Annotated in this window: 17 protein-coding genes; 5 read left to right on the top strand and 12 right to left on the bottom strand. The window is 63.3% G+C overall.

Annotated elements, in window-relative coordinates; genetic code table 11:
* Window positions 1-160: 160 nt before the first annotated feature.
* The gene (locus FPV16_RS20995; protein ID WP_227440303.1) at window positions 161-1,693 is read left to right on the top strand and encodes a hypothetical protein; all 1,533 of its coding nucleotides are present in this window, start codon (window positions 161-163) and stop codon (window positions 1,691-1,693) included.
* On the opposite strand, the gene FPV16_RS20990 is transcribed toward FPV16_RS20995, so the two are convergent.
* From FPV16_RS20990 to FPV16_RS20965, 7 genes are all read right to left on the bottom strand, one after another.
* Complete coding sequence (locus tag FPV16_RS20990) at window positions 1,680-3,128, bottom strand: hypothetical protein (protein WP_227440302.1); 1,449 nt, start codon at window positions 3,126-3,128, stop codon at window positions 1,680-1,682. The genes FPV16_RS20995 and FPV16_RS20990 overlap by 14 nt on opposite strands.
* A 415-nt stretch (window positions 3,129-3,543) precedes the next feature.
* The gene (locus FPV16_RS26170) at window positions 3,544-3,678 is read right to left on the bottom strand and encodes a hypothetical protein (RefSeq protein WP_264483967.1); all 135 of its coding nucleotides are present in this window, start codon (window positions 3,676-3,678) and stop codon (window positions 3,544-3,546) included.
* 124 nt (window positions 3,679-3,802) lie between these two features.
* Window positions 3,803-4,171 carry a hypothetical protein gene (locus FPV16_RS20985; protein WP_227440301.1) on the bottom strand — a complete coding sequence of 123 codons (369 nt, stop codon included), beginning with the start codon at window positions 4,169-4,171 and terminating at the stop codon, window positions 3,803-3,805.
* A 550-nt stretch (window positions 4,172-4,721) separates the two neighbouring features.
* Window positions 4,722-5,147 (bottom strand): VOC family protein, encoded by a 426-nt coding sequence (locus tag FPV16_RS20980; RefSeq protein ID WP_264483966.1) that lies wholly within the window; start codon window positions 5,145-5,147, stop codon window positions 4,722-4,724.
* Window positions 5,148-5,352: 205 nt separating this feature from the next.
* Window positions 5,353-6,081: an SDR family NAD(P)-dependent oxidoreductase gene (locus FPV16_RS20975; RefSeq protein WP_227440300.1), complete on the bottom strand. Its 729-nt coding sequence runs from the start codon at window positions 6,079-6,081 to the stop codon at window positions 5,353-5,355.
* A gap of 7 nt (window positions 6,082-6,088) precedes the next feature.
* A complete protein-coding gene (locus FPV16_RS20970; RefSeq protein WP_227440299.1) occupies window positions 6,089-6,571 on the bottom strand; it encodes a nuclear transport factor 2 family protein in 483 nt (160 codons plus the stop codon).
* Between the two features lie 166 nt (window positions 6,572-6,737).
* Window positions 6,738-7,484 (bottom strand): SDR family NAD(P)-dependent oxidoreductase, encoded by a 747-nt coding sequence (locus FPV16_RS20965; RefSeq protein WP_227440298.1) that lies wholly within the window; start codon window positions 7,482-7,484, stop codon window positions 6,738-6,740.
* A gap of 164 nt (window positions 7,485-7,648) precedes the next feature.
* On the opposite strand from FPV16_RS20965, the gene FPV16_RS20960 reads away from it, so the two are divergent.
* On the top strand, window positions 7,649-8,248 hold the full coding sequence (locus FPV16_RS20960) for a TetR/AcrR family transcriptional regulator (protein ID WP_227440297.1): 600 nt from the start codon (window positions 7,649-7,651) through the stop codon (window positions 8,246-8,248).
* A 17-nt stretch (window positions 8,249-8,265) separates the two neighbouring features.
* Here FPV16_RS20960 and FPV16_RS20955 read toward each other — a convergent pair whose 3' ends face one another.
* The 3 genes from FPV16_RS20955 to FPV16_RS20945 all read right to left on the bottom strand — a co-directional run bounded on the left by FPV16_RS20955 (window position 8,266) and on the right by FPV16_RS20945 (window position 10,490).
* Window positions 8,266-9,249: a saccharopine dehydrogenase family protein gene (locus FPV16_RS20955; protein WP_227440296.1), complete on the bottom strand. Its 984-nt coding sequence runs from the start codon at window positions 9,247-9,249 to the stop codon at window positions 8,266-8,268.
* A 67-nt stretch (window positions 9,250-9,316) separates the two neighbouring features.
* On the bottom strand, window positions 9,317-9,721 hold the full coding sequence (locus FPV16_RS20950) for a VOC family protein (RefSeq protein WP_227440295.1): 405 nt from the start codon (window positions 9,719-9,721) through the stop codon (window positions 9,317-9,319).
* A gap of 22 nt (window positions 9,722-9,743) precedes the next feature.
* Window positions 9,744-10,490, bottom strand: a complete 747-nt coding sequence (locus FPV16_RS20945; protein ID WP_227440294.1) for an SDR family NAD(P)-dependent oxidoreductase — start codon at window positions 10,488-10,490, stop codon at window positions 9,744-9,746.
* A 130-nt stretch (window positions 10,491-10,620) separates the two neighbouring features.
* Between FPV16_RS20945 and FPV16_RS20940 the strand changes: the two genes are divergently transcribed.
* Complete coding sequence (locus tag FPV16_RS20940) at window positions 10,621-11,520, top strand: AraC family transcriptional regulator (RefSeq protein ID WP_227440293.1); 900 nt, start codon at window positions 10,621-10,623, stop codon at window positions 11,518-11,520.
* 187 nt (window positions 11,521-11,707) lie between these two features.
* Here FPV16_RS20940 and FPV16_RS20935 read toward each other — a convergent pair whose 3' ends face one another.
* Entirely contained in the window at window positions 11,708-12,568 is an 861-nt protein-coding gene (locus FPV16_RS20935; protein WP_227440292.1) for a transglutaminase family protein, read from the bottom strand.
* Window positions 12,569-12,840: 272 nt separating this feature from the next.
* Here FPV16_RS20935 and FPV16_RS20930 point away from each other — a divergent pair, with 272 nt between their 5' ends.
* Window positions 12,841-13,275 (top strand): LexA family protein, encoded by a 435-nt coding sequence (locus FPV16_RS20930; protein ID WP_227440291.1) that lies wholly within the window; start codon window positions 12,841-12,843, stop codon window positions 13,273-13,275.
* Window positions 13,272-14,552 (top strand): Y-family DNA polymerase, encoded by a 1,281-nt coding sequence (locus FPV16_RS20925; protein ID WP_227440290.1) that lies wholly within the window; start codon window positions 13,272-13,274, stop codon window positions 14,550-14,552. Before FPV16_RS20930 ends, FPV16_RS20925 begins: the two co-directional genes overlap by 4 nt.
* Window positions 14,553-14,587: 35 nt before the next feature.
* Here the strand turns inward: FPV16_RS20925 and FPV16_RS20920 are convergent, their stop codons facing one another.
* A complete protein-coding gene (locus FPV16_RS20920; RefSeq protein WP_227440289.1) occupies window positions 14,588-16,174 on the bottom strand; it encodes a DUF927 domain-containing protein in 1,587 nt (528 codons plus the stop codon).
* Window positions 16,175-16,381 lie beyond the last annotated feature (207 nt).

The following is a 16,381-nucleotide window of genomic DNA, read 5'->3' as shown; positions in this document are numbered from 1 at the left end:
CTGCGGAGGACTTCCTTAGCCTTGGTGAACTGCACGTCGCGGTAGGCCACGATCTCCAAGTGGTTGCCCCAGGGATCATAGAAGCTGAAGGGACAATCCAGGCCCCGGCAGCCTGCGCGAACTGCATGAACGGGCTCCTGTCGTCAACCACCAGCCCGACATGCCGGTCTTCGACCAGCGGGTGTTTGCGCTCGCCGATCAGGGCAATGAAGTGGTCGCCCATGTCAAGGAACGCCCTCGGAGGGTCCTCGTCATCACCGCCGTGCCGACCAGGCAACTCGAATGGGAACAGGCTTCTTTAGAACTGCAGCGCCTCTTCTACATCGCAGACCTCCAGCGCTACGTGGTTCAGGCTCACGGGGCCAGGCTTGGTGATAGTCATGGGCTCCGGCGGATATCCTGCGGGAAAATGCGCAAGCGACGCTGTCGGCCTCTGGACCGGCAGGTGCGCGATCACCACCTCGGCTTGATGAAGGACCACTCATCGAAAGACTGGCGACAGTCGGCGGCATGGCCGACGGACCACGAGGTCCGTCGGGCCTTCACGCGCCTCGCGAAGCGAACTCTCGAAACAAAGCGGAGAGGGTTTGGCAATCTCGCGCAAATACCCTCCGCTGGCGAGTTGAAGGTGCTGGAAGCTGGTCTCCAGCGACTCGGCGCCGCAGGCGCGGCGCCCTCGCCGAGCGGGACCGATGAATTCGGATGGATCGTCGACGATCCCGACGCCCCAGGCGTCGACCATGACCGCTCGACTTGGTTGGAGATGATGGGACTGCCGAGCGGGACACCATGGCCCCTCCAGGGTGCCTATGCCGCCCGTGCCTACGTCGTGGCGCAGTACCGCGCCATCCAGGCGAGAGGCTGGGCCACGCCGGGGCAGGCCATCGTCTACGCTGCCGCGCAGATGGCTTCCCACAACACGCTGTCGACCGTACAGGGTCAGGATGAGCCCGAGGTTACGATCAAGCTCATCACCGAGTTCTCGAATACGATCAGGGACGTCCTCATCCCCGCCATGGAGGGCGAGGGCGCGCACCTGCCCGAAGGTCAGTTCCTCGATGTGGCCACGGCCTCGACGTCGAACCACTCGGACAGGCTGGGAGCGGACTTCGCTGTTGTGACTGGGCTCGTTATCGACGGCGTCGTGAAGTATCGCGTCGCGCTGTTCCAGGCAAAATGGGAAGACGAGAATCAGCGGGGCAAGGCGGACGTCTGGCACAAGGGCGGCGGTCAGCTGGCCGAACTCCTGTCCACCGGAATTGGATACTACTTGTTCTATCCGAGACGGTATCGTGAGGGTGAAAAGGCGCGGCCGGTCTTCCTGCCGACGGTGCGTTCCGCACGGGACGTAGAGCGCGACGCGCTGGCTCTCACGACCACGACTGTCAGGATGGTCGACACTTGCAACGGCACCGCAGATGTGGCTTGGGACTTCGGCGGGTTTCTTGGGCTTGCGCTCGCGTCCTTAGAGAACAATGGCGTTGGCGGTATCTACGACACGCAGAAAGAAGTCGTTGAACTCCTCTCCCGGAAGCGAAAGAGGCCCCTTGCACGCGCAGCGATTTTCTACGACCACACCCCAGGCCGAAGTCTGAACCTGTTCGAGTTGGCTGAGGCGATTAAGGGCGAGGGCTTCGACGTGGATACCTTCAGCGTGCCCGTAGCCGGCGACCAGCGGGTCATCCGGGACTGATATGGTCCTGCGCGGGCGGATGAACATCGAATTCGTCGAGCAGGTAGGCCGCCCGGGTCGCAGCGAGCCGTCCGCCCGATGCGGTCAGAGCGACGAGAAGGTCAGTCCTGTCGTGTTGTTTGTGCAGTTCGAAGACGATGGGTTCGACGTCGGCGTAGGCGTCTCGTGACGTCCACGCTAGGATGTAGGCCACCAAGGCGTCCCCGAGCGCGCGCGAGCCACCGGCCGCGGCGGACGCCCGCTTTCGCCAGTGAGCTTTGATCGGAGGCGTTAGCCCCGACCAAACGTGCCTCTCGTCACGGAGACCGAGCGGGAGGTCAGCGCAGAGGTCGGCGATCCGCAGTAATTCCTCACCACCCTCCAGGGTTGCCAGCGATAGCCTACAATTCTCTTCGCGGGCCTCGTCCGCTAAGGCGTGGCTTTCCGCGAACATCAGGCGGCAGCCCCGTATCAGCGAAAGGGCCCCGAACGCAGCCGCGCCGCGGTCCCGGTTCCAGCCGTCCCGCACGGCTGCCAGAACCGTATCCAGATAGGCGCCCGGACGGTCCCTCAGCGGACGCTCCATGCAGGCCAGGAGGCGCAGATCGCCGCTGGCCCAGCAGCGGAAGCCGGCCAAGGCTTCGAGCCAATCATCGCGTTCGGAGCCATATTGGAAGCCGTCGTCGCATCGGATGCGTCGCGTCAATTCCCGTAGGACGCGGGCGAGGTGCGAAGCCTCCCCAAGCGCCTGTGGAAAGACACTGAGGTATTCCACGGGCGTGAGTGAATGATCCGACTTCTCGAAGAGCGCCAGCAGGCCATCGAGCACGCCGTCCTTAAAACCCCGCCACTCCATGGCGATTGCACGATCTAGGACATCCACCGGCGAACGGAAGGCGCTGCGGAACTTCCAAAGCCGGTGACCATCTTTCCGAAAGCTGGCAAGCAATGTGCTCAGGGGCACGGGGTCGAGGTATTCAGCACGGACTTGGTCACCGTCGAGCAACAGGGCGCCCCCTTCGACAGCCTCAAGGAGACTTTCCGAATCACCTATGGCGTTGCGGACCCGTGTGGTCCCGAGCGCGCGGGCTTGTGCGGAAAGATGAGCAAGCAAGTTCTCATTTGGCTCGAGGTCCTGCTGAATGGCAGTGATCCATCTAGCCAGCTTAGAGAGGACGACCCCTTTGTCAGTTAGGTATTCAGGCGGACGGTGCAGGTTGAGGAGATGCTCGACGGCCGCTTCGTTGTCCAAGCGGAAAGTCCGCCACAGCCTGTGGATCAGCACATTTTCTAGGACTGAGCGGACGTCTATTCCATTTGCGTCGAGGAACTCGTCGAGTGACTGTGCGTCAGCGACCTGAGCCACGCCTTCGGCCTTGAGCCATTCGAGAACGGCCGTCGCCTTACCCTCGTCTTCCATATCGTGCCCTCTGCGTTTCGAGATAAGCGGAAACATGCGCCACGCCAGTCCATAGACCTTCGACTATAGCACTTCGGCCGTGGCCCATGCGCCCAGCTCAGACCTTCACGTCGAACTCAGGCACGAAGCCGGTGATCTCGTCGATGCGGGTGCGCTCGGCCCTGTAGCCGGCGTCTCGATGAACGTGGTCGTGCACCCAGTCGTTGGGCACGCCAGGCTAAATGAGCCCGGTCAGATCCGGAGCGTCGTACCAGGCGAGGTGGGCGTCCCAATCGGCCAAGCTGTCCGGATGCGGAGCATGGTAGGTGGGGTCACGCGCAACGCCGTTCAGGCAAGCTTGCCGATGGCAGCCGACGGGTACGGCTATCGGTGTCGGAGGCTCAGTATTCCTGAGCCGGCATGATGGTAGTCGAGGCGGGATCCGCCTCGACGCTGATGGGGGCCAAGCGGTTCATGAACCTTGCTTCGCGCCCTGAACCGCACCGGGCGGCAGCAAACCCAACTCGCTGCGGTGCCGGGTGATCAGCGGATCGCCGGGCCAGTCGCGCCACTGAAGCTCGAAGGCGTCGTCGGCCTTGGTGTACATGATAATCGCCTCGAACCACCCCTCCTGCGGGCCGGCGCAAGCCAGCACGAGGCAGCCCCGTTCGATGGCCGGCCAATCCGCGGGCGCCTTGAAACGGCCGCTAGGGCCTCCGCCGCCCGCAGCGTCACTGGTACCGCCCCCCTGAACTCGGAGGGGCGCTGGCGGCCTTGCCTGCCGCCCTGACAGGCGGGTCAACATCGGGCAGGCCAGCCGCCGCCACAAGCCGGTCGAACACCTCGGCTTTGACGAACGGTACAAAGGCCTTGCCGCTCCCGAACAGGCGTCCCTGTGGCAAGCCGGCGGCGAGGCTCTGGTGGGTGTCGTCGCTGATCTCGAGCACATGCATGCCCATCAGCCCGGCGGCGCGCTCGGCCTCGGCCTTTTCACCGGCGGCAAAGCGTGAGGCGTGCGGGCGGTGTCGTTCGTCGCGGCCGAACAGGATCAGGCCGGGCGGCACGGCAGTGGGTGTGCTCGTTGTGATGTTCAGGGTCATCAAATGGCTCCAGAAACGACGAAGGCGGCCCGGAGGCCGCCTTGCGTTGAGTGTGAGGGGGAGGATGCACCAGCGTGCTGCCGGTGAGGCTCGGGCGGTGGCAGGCGTCGCAACAGCAGGGGCATAAGGGCATCCGGTCAGCTGCGAAAAGGCTTGCAGCGACCCTCACATTATAAGATTATCATCCTAATGTCAAGCTTAGGTTGATTTGTTGCTTATGCGTCTATCGCTGAGTTGTGCCCGTAACCCTCGAGTGAGAATGGTAAAGTGGCCGCAACGGGTGGCAAAGAGACTGGCTGTTTTATGGCGAAGGGACGCTGCAGCGGACTCTCTACATAACCAGAGAGTGCCGTGCGTCGATGCGTCATTGCCGGTACGCTCCTTCCGGCATGCGACACTTCGGACCTCGCCTAAGATCAACAGAATGGTCGCTCGTCACCGGACAATTGCCATTGGCGCAGTAGGGATGGAACGGGGACTACGATCTGCTCGGGGAGGCATCTCCGATAGTGCTTACTCTAGTATTGCAGCATGTTGAGCTGCTGTGGTTTCAGTCAGGCACTTGGCAAACTGCTTCGATGCTGTTCCCATCCGGGTCACGAACGAAGGCAGCGTAGTAGTTGGGGTGGTACTGTTCGCGAATGCCGGGACCACCATTGTCAATCCCTCCAGCCGCGAGCGCAGCGCGGTGGAAGGCGTTCACGATATGCCGGTCGCCCGTCGCGAGTGCTAGGTGAATGGGCGTACCCGGCGCCTCTCCATCATGGAACCAGATCCTGGGATATCCGTCCTGCTCCATTCCGTACCGCGTGCCACCTGTACGTGACCGCTCGGGTCCCACGCTGATGACGACGGTTATGCCAAGCGGGCCCAACGCTGCTTCATAGAAGCGACGCGACCGCTCCGCGTCCGCAACCGCGAACTCGATATGATCCAGGATTGCGCCGCCGGTCGAACCGACATCCCCATTCATCATCGCTTTTACTCCGTGTCAGAAGCTAAATCGGGTTCTGTCCGAGCCGTCCGCCCCGTCGGAGAACATCCCTCCTCCGTTGACGTACCTGTCGGATCGTTCGTTAGGTATCTGGCAACAGCGAACCCTGCCGATTGATGGGACCTTCCGACCGCTCAAATCGGCAGATCCTGGACAAACCCAAAGCCTTCGGTAGCTTGAGGAGACGTTACCAGGGTTGCCGGCCGTGGCTTCCGAAGAAGCCGCCCGTGGGGCCGTCCACGCCAATACAAGCCATCTTGATGGCCGTCAGGGCTCCTTCCTCCGGCGTTAGGAAGCCCGAATTTCCGTTGAGGTCGGTCCGGACATGCCCGGGCTCGACCGTATTGACCTTCACACCGAACGGCTCGAACTCCTTAGCGAACGATACTGTCACGGCGTTGAGTGCAACCTTCGAGGACGAATAAGCGAGGAGATTGACGGTGGAGAACAGGGAGGTCGGATCGGTGATGAGCGTCAGCGATCCGACACCGCTGCCCATCATCACGATCCGCGCGTCCCCCGTCGCCTTCAGCATTGCGGCGAAGGTTTGCGTGACACGGATGGGACCGAAGAGGTTTACCTCGTAGGTGGCCTTCACATCCTCCATGCTCAATCCGCTCGGCGAGGTCTGAAGATCGAGCACGATCCCCGCGTTGTTAACGAGCACGTGCAAAGCGCCAACCTCGGCTCTGACTGTCTCCGCGGCGCGTCGCACGCTCACATCGTCCGCGACGTCAATCTGCAGGAATCGGACGTCGAGATCTTCATACCGCAGCGCGCGAACCGCTGCCTCGCCCCGGGTGCGGTCGCGGGCGCCCATCCAGACCGAGAAACCCGCTTGGGCGAGCCCCTTGGAAATGGCCAGCCCTAAGCCCTTGTTCGCGCCGGTCACCAGCGCCTGTCGTTTGTCCGTCATGACGGCATCACCCTGCGGAAGCTTCGGCCGGGGCAGCCACATGCTTGCTAACGTCGCCGAACAAGCGGCCCTCAACCTCGCGCAACACGAAGCGCCATGTGCCGTCGTGACACTCGAAACGGTCGATGTATCGTCCGGTTACGATGGGCTGCAGCGGCAGACCCGGCAGCTCTTGATGGACCGTGAAGTAGCAAATCGAGCTGGCAGCCGTCTCGGACTCGACCTCGACGATGACGTTCGAGACCGAGTGCCAAGTGCGCGGCGTGTCGTCGATATGATACTGGAGGTTCGTCCTCAGGAAGCGGGCAATCGCGTCGCGCCCTTCCACGATGACGTCGCCGACCTTGAACCTGGCATGTGCCAGCAGGTCGGCGTTCGCATCGACCAATCCGTAGTCGAGGTTCTGGGCATAGGTGGCCAATAGGCGACGGACCTCGCTTTCGGCGACGAGCCGTTCGATGGCGCTTGGGACGGCAGCATCGGTGATCATGGATCTTCCTTTCTCACGTGGTTGGGAGGTGGGGGCGCGATGGCCGCACGGTGTCATCGGTGCCGCCGGCACGGTTGGGAATGGGCCGACGGCACGCCTCACGATGATCGCGTGGGGGCGAGCGCGATCACGGTTGCTCGATTGTGATGGGACAGAGTGCGGTCGATTAGACCTGCGAGGCGCCGCCATCGGCGAAAAGCTCCGTGCCGTTGACGTAGCTGGCGGCGTCGCTGGCGAGGAACGCCACCGCACGTCCGATCTCCTCCGGCTCGCCGATGCGTCCGAGCGTGCTGCGCTCCGCGAGGAATGAGAGGGCGGCGTCCGCCTCCTCGGGGCTTGCGAAGATCCCCTTCAGCGAAGGGGTGTTCACCGGCCCGGGGCTGAGGAGGTTGATGCGGATGCCGCTTCCCTTGATGTCGAGCACCCAGCTTCGCACCAGGGCGCGCAGGGCGGCCTTGGTCGCCCCGTAGACGCTCAGGCCGGGGCCGGGCTGGATGGACGCGGTCGAGCCGACGATGACGACCGAGCCGCCGGGGGGCATGAGCGGCAGGGCATGCTGGACGGTGAAGAGGACGCCCTTCACATTCGTGTCGAACATGCGGTCGTAGGCCGCTTCAGTGATTGAGCCGAGAGACTCGATCTCACCGCCTCCGGCGTTGGCGACGAGGACATCAAGGCGGCCATGCTCGTCGCGCACTCGCGAGAAGAGTGTCTCGATCTCATCAGGCTTGGACACGTCCGCCCGAAGCGCTGAGGCGTTGCTCCCTAGCGTGGCGACGGCGTCGTCGAGTTGCTGCTGGCGACGCCCCGTGATCACCACGCGAGCGCCCAAGCTCGTAAGTTCCTTCGCGATTGCCAGCCCCAAACCCGAGGAGCCACCCGTCACCATCGCGACCTTGCCATCAAACGACATGCTTCAAACCCTTTTGCGGCACTTCGGAACGGCGCCCGTGTAGTGATCGCTACATAGGCCGGTGGACGAACGCAAGTGTTGTTTAGCGGTCACTACATAGCAAAAGGTTGAAGCCTTGCGAATATATAGCGGTCGCTATATGTGGAACTCGGAGGTGCATGCGAATGGAAGTGTCACAGCGAAAGCGGCGGCCAGCCTTCGACCGCGAGGAGGGCGTCGCCAAGGCCCAAGCCCTCTTCCACGCACGGGGCTACGATGCCGTAAGCATTGCAGACCTGACCTCTGAACTCGGGATCAACCCGCCCAGCCTCTACGCTGCCTATGGCAGCAAGGCGGAGTTGTTCGAGCGTACAATGCAGCGGCATGCAGAGAACAGCGCGCTGCCGCTGGCGCGTATTTTGTCGCCCGAGCGACCGCCGGCCGAGGCCTTGGCCGCGCTGCTCGTTGCCGCCGCCCGCCAGTATGGCAGCGACCCATGCCTCAGGGGCTGCATGATCACCGAGGGCATGCGCGCCGACGACGAGACCGCGCGACGAGCGGCGGAGTCACTGGGACGAGCCGGCTCGGACGCAATCTATGCCTACATCGCGTCCAAGCACCCGACCCGCGCAAGGCAGGTCACCGATTACGTGCTCGTGACGCTGCGAGGCCTTTCCTCGTTCGCCTGCATGGGCCTGTCGCAAAAGCGCCTGGTCGAAACCGCACGCATCGCGGGCCGCGCCCTGGAGGTGGAGTTCCAGGAGCAATCCAACGCGTTCGAGTAGGATCGGACGCCTCGGCCTCACAGGTCGACGATGCACGTATCCGCGATGGTCTCGGCAAAGCCTGGACCGAATATCAGGGCCGGTGTCTGGAAGCCGGGTTTATGGTCTCCGGACAGGACCCGCCGGGCAGCCTCGACTGCTGTCAGCGGCGTGTAGGAGTAGCCATTCAGCGTCTCGATGACCGAGCGGCGGACGCTACCGTCGATGCCGGTGACCTCAGCTACGGCACGGGCTCGATTGGCGTCGCGCTCTTCCACGCTGGGACCGTCAGGCAAGAGCGAGAGGTCGCCAATCGGGAATGCGTCCCCGGCGACGTGCACGAACATCTCGATGTTCGGGATCCCCGTCGAACGCCAAGCCGTGACCAGGTCCCCGAAGGAGAGCGGTGCGCACGCGACCTCTACCCCTCCGAAGTCGAAGAAGACCGGCCGGGTGTCCGTCTTTGCCACCAGAGCACCCCCGGCACGCGCCAACAGGCCCGCACCGATGATCTCGCCGGCACTGATGGCCGAACCGCGGGACATCGAGCCCGCCACCTGCAGGGCGATCCGCAGCCGTTGCGGGCCTTCGACGCGACGCGCCACATGGGCCGCCAGGCAATCGGTTGGCACGACGTCCCAACCGACACCAGGGAGGAGCATGACCCCTGCCGCCGCGGCTGCGTCGGACAACCCCTCGGCCAAGCGGTAGACGTTGATCTCGGCCGTGATGTCCAGGTAGTGGACCCCGGCCTCGATGCAGGCTCGCATCAGTGGCTCCGCCGTCCGCGCGAAGGGACCGGCACAGTTCAACAGGACCGATGTGCCGGTGATGTGCTTCCGCACGACTGCGGGGTCATCGAGGCGAAACGTGCGGTGCGCGACGCCGAGTTGCGCGGACGCCGCGCGCAACCTCGGGCCGTCACGGCCCGCGATCTCGAATTCGACGCCGGCGGTTTGGGCGCGCTCCGCCACCAGCCCGCCGGTGTAACCGGTCGCACCGTAGATCATCAGATTGTTCATGTGCTTGGACGCGTCCCTACGAGCATCGTAGCTCGACGATGCTGGGTGTTTACAACGGAAGGGGTGATCAGGGCAGGGCGTGCTGCCAGCTCTTGTAGACGAACTCCAGGCTATAGCCGTCCGGATCGAGCACGCCGCCGGCATAGTAGCGGGGGTCGTAGTAGAGACGAGCGCCCGGCGCGCCGTTGTCTGTAGCCCCCGCCGCAATGGCAGCGGCGTAGGCGTCATTGACCTGCGTCTGCGAGGCGGCAATGAGGCCGACATGCGCCGCACGGCCCTCGACGGTGCCAGGGTGCAGCCAGAGGAACATGCGGCCCTTGCAACCGAACCCCCTCAGGTCGGGATGCCCCGGAGGGCCGTTCTGCCCGTCGTAATCGGCGCGATCCGTGATCCCGAGAGGGGCAAGTGCCGCCAGGTAGAAGGCCGTCGAGCGGGTGAGGTCACTGACGGACAAGAAGACGTGATCGAGCATCGGGTACTCCTCGCGTGCTCGGTCAGATGCTGTAGCCGCCTGCAACCTCGACCGACTGCGCGTTGATCCAGGCGCTGTCGTCAGAAAGCAGGCCGGCGATCACCCGGCCGACGTCATCAGGCTCCCCGACCCGGCCGAGCGCGGTCTGCGAAGCCAGCAACGCCTCGAACTCGCCGTTGAGCCCGCCGCCGAGTTCGGTCCGGATTGCGCCGGGAGAGACGGCGTTTGCGCGGATGCCCCTGGGGCCGAATTCCTTAGCCATGTAGCGGGTCAACACCTCCATGCCGCCCTTAAAGGCCGCATAGGGCGCCACGCCTGTCGTGGCGACGCGGGTGGTGGCGCTTGTCAGGTTCACGACCTGGCCGCCATGCGCGATCATGGGCAGGAGTGCCTGGGTGAGGAAGAACGGTCCCTTGAGATGGACGGCGAAGAGGCTGTCGAACTCGGCCTCGGTGACGCTGGGGATCGGGCTGTACAGGCCGAAGCCCGCGTTGTTGACGAGTGCGTCGAAATTGGTCCGCCCCCATACGGATCGCAAGGAGCCCTGAACCGCGTCGTGGAACGCGTCGAACGTGTTGGTCTCGGCCACGTCCAGGCGCAACGCCACGGCCTTGCCGCCGATGGCCTCGATCCGCCTGACGGTGGCTTCGGCCGCCTCGGGATTATCCTTGTAGGTGAGGATCACGCCCATGCCACGCCGTGCGCAATGGACGGCAGCGCTCGCCCCGATGCCGCGGCTTCCTCCGGTGATGATGACGATCTTGCTCATGGGTCCCGCTTCCTGGTGTGAGCGGAAGCTAGCCCAGGGCTTCGGCAGTCGGCTCGTCCGATCCTACCGAGATCTTGCCTATTCCTGCTTTTCGGTTGTCGCGGACGGGCAATCCATCGATGGTATGCCGATGGAAGAGCAACTCCACGAACTTCGTACCTTGGTGGCCCGTGCGGAGAACCGAAGGACGGAGACCGGCATCCCGCGCGTGGCGATGGTGCGGGGTAAGGTCCCCGAACACGATCTCGCCGCCGTCTACGACCCGATGGTCAACCTGATCCTTCAGGGAACCAAGACGATGACGGTCGGCAAGCGAACGCTGCACTACGATCCGGCGACGTACTTCGTCATGTCGGTCGACCTTCCGGCTGCCGGCAACGTTATGGCCACCCCGTCCGGCGAACCCTACATGGCGGTCAGCCTGACCCTCGACCCGAAACTCATTGCGAACCTCCTCGCCGACCTTGCGCGCACGCCTCAGAGGCCTGCGCTGGAAGTTGCCTTCTCGGTTGCAGCGGTGAGGCCGGAGCTGCTGGATGTCTGGCTGCGCATGCTGCGGCTCATGGATCGACCGGCAGACATCCCCGCCCTGGCCCCAGCCTACGAGCGCGAGATCCTATATCGTGTCCTCCAAGGACCCTTAGGGTGGATGCTGCGTGACATCGCAACCCCTGACACCACGTTGGCGCGGATCAACATCGCCATCCAATGGATACGCGAGCACTTCGCCGAGGCGCTCAGGGTCGAGACGCTCGCTGACATGGCCGCGATGAGCCCATCGGCTTTCCATCGCCACTTCAAGGCTGCGACGGCCTTGAGTCCCATCCAGTTCCAGAAACGCATCCGCCTGCTTCAGGCCCGAGCACGCCTGGTTTCAGGCGGCGACAGCGCAACGGCGACAGCGTTCGATGTGGGGTATGAAAGCGCGACGCAGTTCAACCGGGAGTACGCGCGCTTCTTCGGTCTACCCCCTACCCGCGACCTCGTCAGGGTCCGCGAGGAGATGGGCGGTGTCCGCCGCGCCTCCTGACGACCCTGGAACGAACGACCGCTTCGGGGAGCGGCGTAGGCTGACGCGAATGGCGAGGTTGGGTCGAGACCAGCCGGTCTTTAATGCGACAGCGTTCAATCGGCTTTCGTCCAACCGCTTCTGGCCTGATGATAGGCACAGCGTACGTGTCAGTTCGGCCAGACCCTTCCGTCCTTCATCGCTGCTTTTAGGAGGCAACGCTGACAGCGACACACATCTCCAAGAAGGCGTCGGGCGCCCCAATGAAGCTGCCAGTCGCAGGCATGGCCTGACGGATGTCGCGTGCGACGGCAACCGGGATCAGGTTCGCGCCTCCGACGCTGCGATTAGTCGGGTCGAAAGTCACCCAGCCTGCACCCGGCAGGTATACCTCGCCCCAGGCATGGGTGGACCCAGCATCAGCAGAGCCCAAAAGGGTGCGTGTTGCATCGTGCAGATAGCCCGATACAACGCGGGCGCCAAAGCCGAGGCTGCGGACCGCTTCCACAAAGAGCGTAGCAAGATCCCGACACGAGCCCATGCCCAGCGATAGGGTTTGGCTCGGGGATTGGGTGCCCTCATCCTCCCGCGCCTGGTAGGCGATTGTGCTTCCAACGCCAGCGTTGATGTCCTTGAGCAGCGACAAGGTGTCGGTGGGGTAGTCCGCAACGAACCCCTGTGCCCAAGATGGCAGGTCGTCCCCATCGGGGTATTGCCTGATCGTCAGTGCTCCCAGGTCGGTCCACTCGTCGTCGGAGTACCGGAAGGGAAACGAAATGGCCGAGGCCGCCATGTCGAAGATCGGATAGGCGACCGCGGAAAGCTCGACGCAGGACACACTATCGATGACGAGGATATCGGAAGGCGTCGCGAAGGTGACAGTCGCCACAGCGTTTCCGAAAACGTCGTTGGCCCATTTGATCGTCGCATCCGGCGTCACGGTGACGGCACTCGACACGAGCCTTAGGTCACGTGTCTCGCGCGGTCGCAGCATCAGCCGATGTGGCCCCAGACTGACTGGCTGGCGGTAACGATATGTCGTCTCGTGATGGATGCGCAGTTCGACCAAGGGACCCTCCTACGGAACTCGAGAGGCTCGTTTTCCGAGACAGGCTTATGAAGCCATTTCGGGAAACCGCCGTCAGAGCATAGCCTCAACTGCTCGATTATTTTGGATGCATCCTGCAGCCGTATCGCTGCGGGGTCGAGGTTCCAGCGGAGGCATACGCAGCCTGCCACTGATCGCCCCGGTCGGCCGGGGAGCGACCAAGGAGCTTGACCTGGCGGGTCAGAATGTTCTTGATATGTTCTTTCTCGAGTCCCACGGGAAGGAACCCATTCGTGCAGGTCTACGGCATCAGCCTCGGCTACCCCATCCCCGTGCCGCTGCTAGCCCGCCCTGTTGCGGCCGGCTTCCCGAGTCCAGCTGACGATTTCATTGAGGAAGAGATCGACCTGCAGCGGCTGCTGATCGTAAATCGGCCCGCTACCTTCCTGGTGCGAGTTGCGGGCGATAGCATGGTTGGGAAGGGTCTCTTCAACGACGACCTCGCCATCGTAGATCGCTCGCTCGAGCCGCAGAACGGCGACGTGGTGATGGTCGATGTCGATGGGGAGCGATCCTTTAAGGTGTGGCAGCGACTGGGGCACCGAGTCAGCTTGGCCTTTGCCAACCCGCGCTATCCGACTTTCGATCTGTCACCCGGTGCCGTGGTCGAGGTCTGGGGAGTTGTGTCGGCCAGCATCAACCCCCGGCGGCGCGCGCAACGGGGATGAGCCAGGCCATCGCGCTGATCGACGGCAACAGCTTCTACTGCTCCTGCGAACGGGTATTCGACGTCAAGCTGCGATCCGTGCCGGTGATCGTGCTGAGCAATAACGATGGCTGCGCCATCGCGCGCACGGCTGAGGCGAAGGCGCTTGGCATTCGCATGGGCGAGCCCTGGTTCAAGATTCGCGAACTGTGCCGGGCCGAACGGGTGCGGGTGTTCAGCAGCAATTATGCCCTCTACGGCGATATGAGCGCTCGCGCCAACGAGGTTTATCGGCGCTTCAGCCCACGGGTCGAGATCTACAGCATCGACGAGAGCTTCCTTGACCTCACCGATGTCGCCCCCGGCCGCCGGCTTGAGCTCGCGCGCGATCTTCGCGCAACCGTTCACCGTTGGACTGGTATCCCGACCTGCGTGGGCATCGGCCCGACGAAGACGCTGGCGAAGCTCGCAAACCACCTCGCCAAAACCAACCCGGCGCTGGCCGGGGTCTGCGATCTGTCGGATGACGATGAGCGGGCGCACTGGCTGTGCCGCACTGCCTTGGAAGAGGTCTGGGGGATCGGTCGGGCCTCGCAGGCGAAGTTGCGGGCGATGGGCTGTGACAGCGTGGCCGACGTTCGCGACCTCGATCCACGACCCGTACGGCGGGCGCTGACCGTGGTGGGCGAACGGATCATCCACGAGCTGCGCGGCCGGGCCTGCCTGAGTCTTGAGACGGTTGCGGCGACCCGTAAGGGCTGCGCGGTCACCCGAAGCTTTTCCAACCGGGTCGAGGACCTCGCCACGATGGAGCAGGCGGTAGCGGCGCATGCAACCCGACTGGGTGAAAAGCTCCGTCGGGAACGGCTCGGCACCGACCACGTGACGGTGTTTTTCCATACCTCTGAGCATGACACCGGCAACCCGCAGCGATCTGCCTCCACCGTTGTGACCCTGCCCGAGGCAACGTCCGATACCCTAGTGCTGATTAAGGCGGCGACGGCGGGCGTGCGGAGGATCTGGAAAGCGGGCTACCGATACTCAAAGGCCGGCGTCATCACCGTCGATCTTGTGCCCCTGGCAGCCTCACAGCGGGCGCTGTTTGACGGTCTCGACCGCGAGCGGGGTTCGGCACTGATGGCTGCTCTCGACGCCTGCAACCGCCGTTGGGGGCGAGGGGCGGTGGTGCCTGGCACGGCGGGTTTCGGAGCGCAGCGAAACTGGTCCACGCGATTCGACATGCGCTCGCCGCGCTACACCACCCGGATCGCCGACATTCCGGTCGTAGGGGCCGCATAGGCCAGGAAGAGCTGTTATGGCCTCAAAATGATGCGTCAGGAGGGTTCAGGGTGAGCCATATCGAGCTTAACGCAATAGACGCGGCCATCACCGCAGATTGCTCTGGGAGTCTTGATCGTCAGCTTGGGCTTTCGGCCACTTTCCGTTCGTGCTTGTCCGGTCTCCCGTAACGCCCGCATCAGGGCCTCATGCTGCGAAAACGCTTCCTGAAAGCGGAGCGCGGGGATCATCAGTTCGGTTGCTGCCTCGACTTGCCGCACGAAGCCAGCGGTAGCCTCGAAGGCGACCTTTGATAGCGGAGCCTGCAACGTGCTGACATCGACCACATGCGTCCGATGCTTCTCAAAATAAGTCTGGATCTGTTGGATGGGTGCGACTGACGCGCTTTCGCTACGGGAATTCTGACGGTCGGTAGTCTCTCGTGCAACGGCGTAGACTGCTTCTGCAGGAGACCCCCAAGGTTTCGGGATAATACCCCACCGGCGTGCAAGCATTCCTGCCAAGGCTACAAGGGCAAAGCACTTTCGAACCCGCTCCTTCTCAATGGTCGCGCTCACTGCCTCGCGGTGGGCATCCAGGACGCGCTTCAGCGTCCCCCTGAAATCCTGTTCGTAGTGGGCGATCCTCTCCTGCATTCGTTCGATAAAGACAGTCCCGGCAACGCCCCAGTGTTCATTGATGGCGGCGCGCAAAGCCTCAACCGCCACCGCCGAGCCGCTGTAACCAGGTGGCACATGATCAAGCACACCGTAGGGACGTTCGGGAGCAATCGAGATCGTCACCATGCGTTCGGTAAGCGCACCGCGCTCGGCTTCGGAACCCTCGATCAGATCGCTCAGGCGTCGGTTGCTCGTGCTGAGCACAGCCAAGTGCGCATGGGGCTTGTTCAATGGGTCGCCGCTGCGCTGCCTTTGCCCTGTGTTCGTGAGCCCGAATACGGATTGCTGTATCAGCTGCTTTCGCGCTTGTTTCGAGGCTCCGGCCAGATTGGCTTCGTCGAGCAACAACAGCATGTGCCGATGCGCCAGTTTCGTTTCGTCAAAACGGCCTGGCGTCAGATTCCAGGTTTCGCCCCCACCGCAGGTGCTATCACGGTCACCGGCCCAAACTGACGACGCGAGCATGCCAAGCGTCGATTTTCCGCAGCCCGGGTCGCCAACGAATTCGAACAGAGGACTAAGGTAGTCCGGTGGGACGAACGGCAAAAGAGGTCCGACGAAAGCAACAGACAGGGCGAACAGGCCCAAGGGCTGCCGGGCCACAATCGGTCCGATCCCCGCCTGCCACTCTGCTAAGCTTCCGCTTGCCGCAAACTTAGTGACTGGCGGAAAGGTGACGATGACTTCGCGGGTATCGTTCGGTGGCTGCAAAACGCGTCCGTCACCGAATACGAAATGGCCCTCGATCCACCCTGAAGTACCCGCGACAAGGGCCGACCTGTAGGTCTCGACCTTTGCGACTTCGCTACGCAGCGCCCGCTGCGCAGCCGGCTCGATAAGAGTTGGGTCGATATTGGCGAGCTGTGCGAAGACGTCGGTTCTGGCGAACTCTGATACCCTGATCCAAAGCGCTCGAGTGGGTGTCCCGTAACGGACCCAACTAACGTCTTCTTGGTCGGTCACCCTATCGAGGATGCACGGCTTGGCCCGGGCAACGCTTGGCTTGATCGACCCTCTTGCCGATGCGGCACCACTCCCCCCATGGGAGTGCCTCGGTGGGTTGGATTCGGCGTTGGGCTTCCGAACTGGCGCGGACATCGTGACCTCTTTCTGAAACGTTAGGATCGATAGTCAGGCTGCGAGAGCTTCCCACCGTCCCACCCTTCCCAC

It is taken from the genome of Methylobacterium sp. W2, assembly GCF_020662345.1.
GTDB lineage: Bacteria > Pseudomonadota > Alphaproteobacteria > Rhizobiales > Beijerinckiaceae > Methylobacterium.
This window is presented reverse-complemented; position numbering and strand designations above follow the sequence as displayed.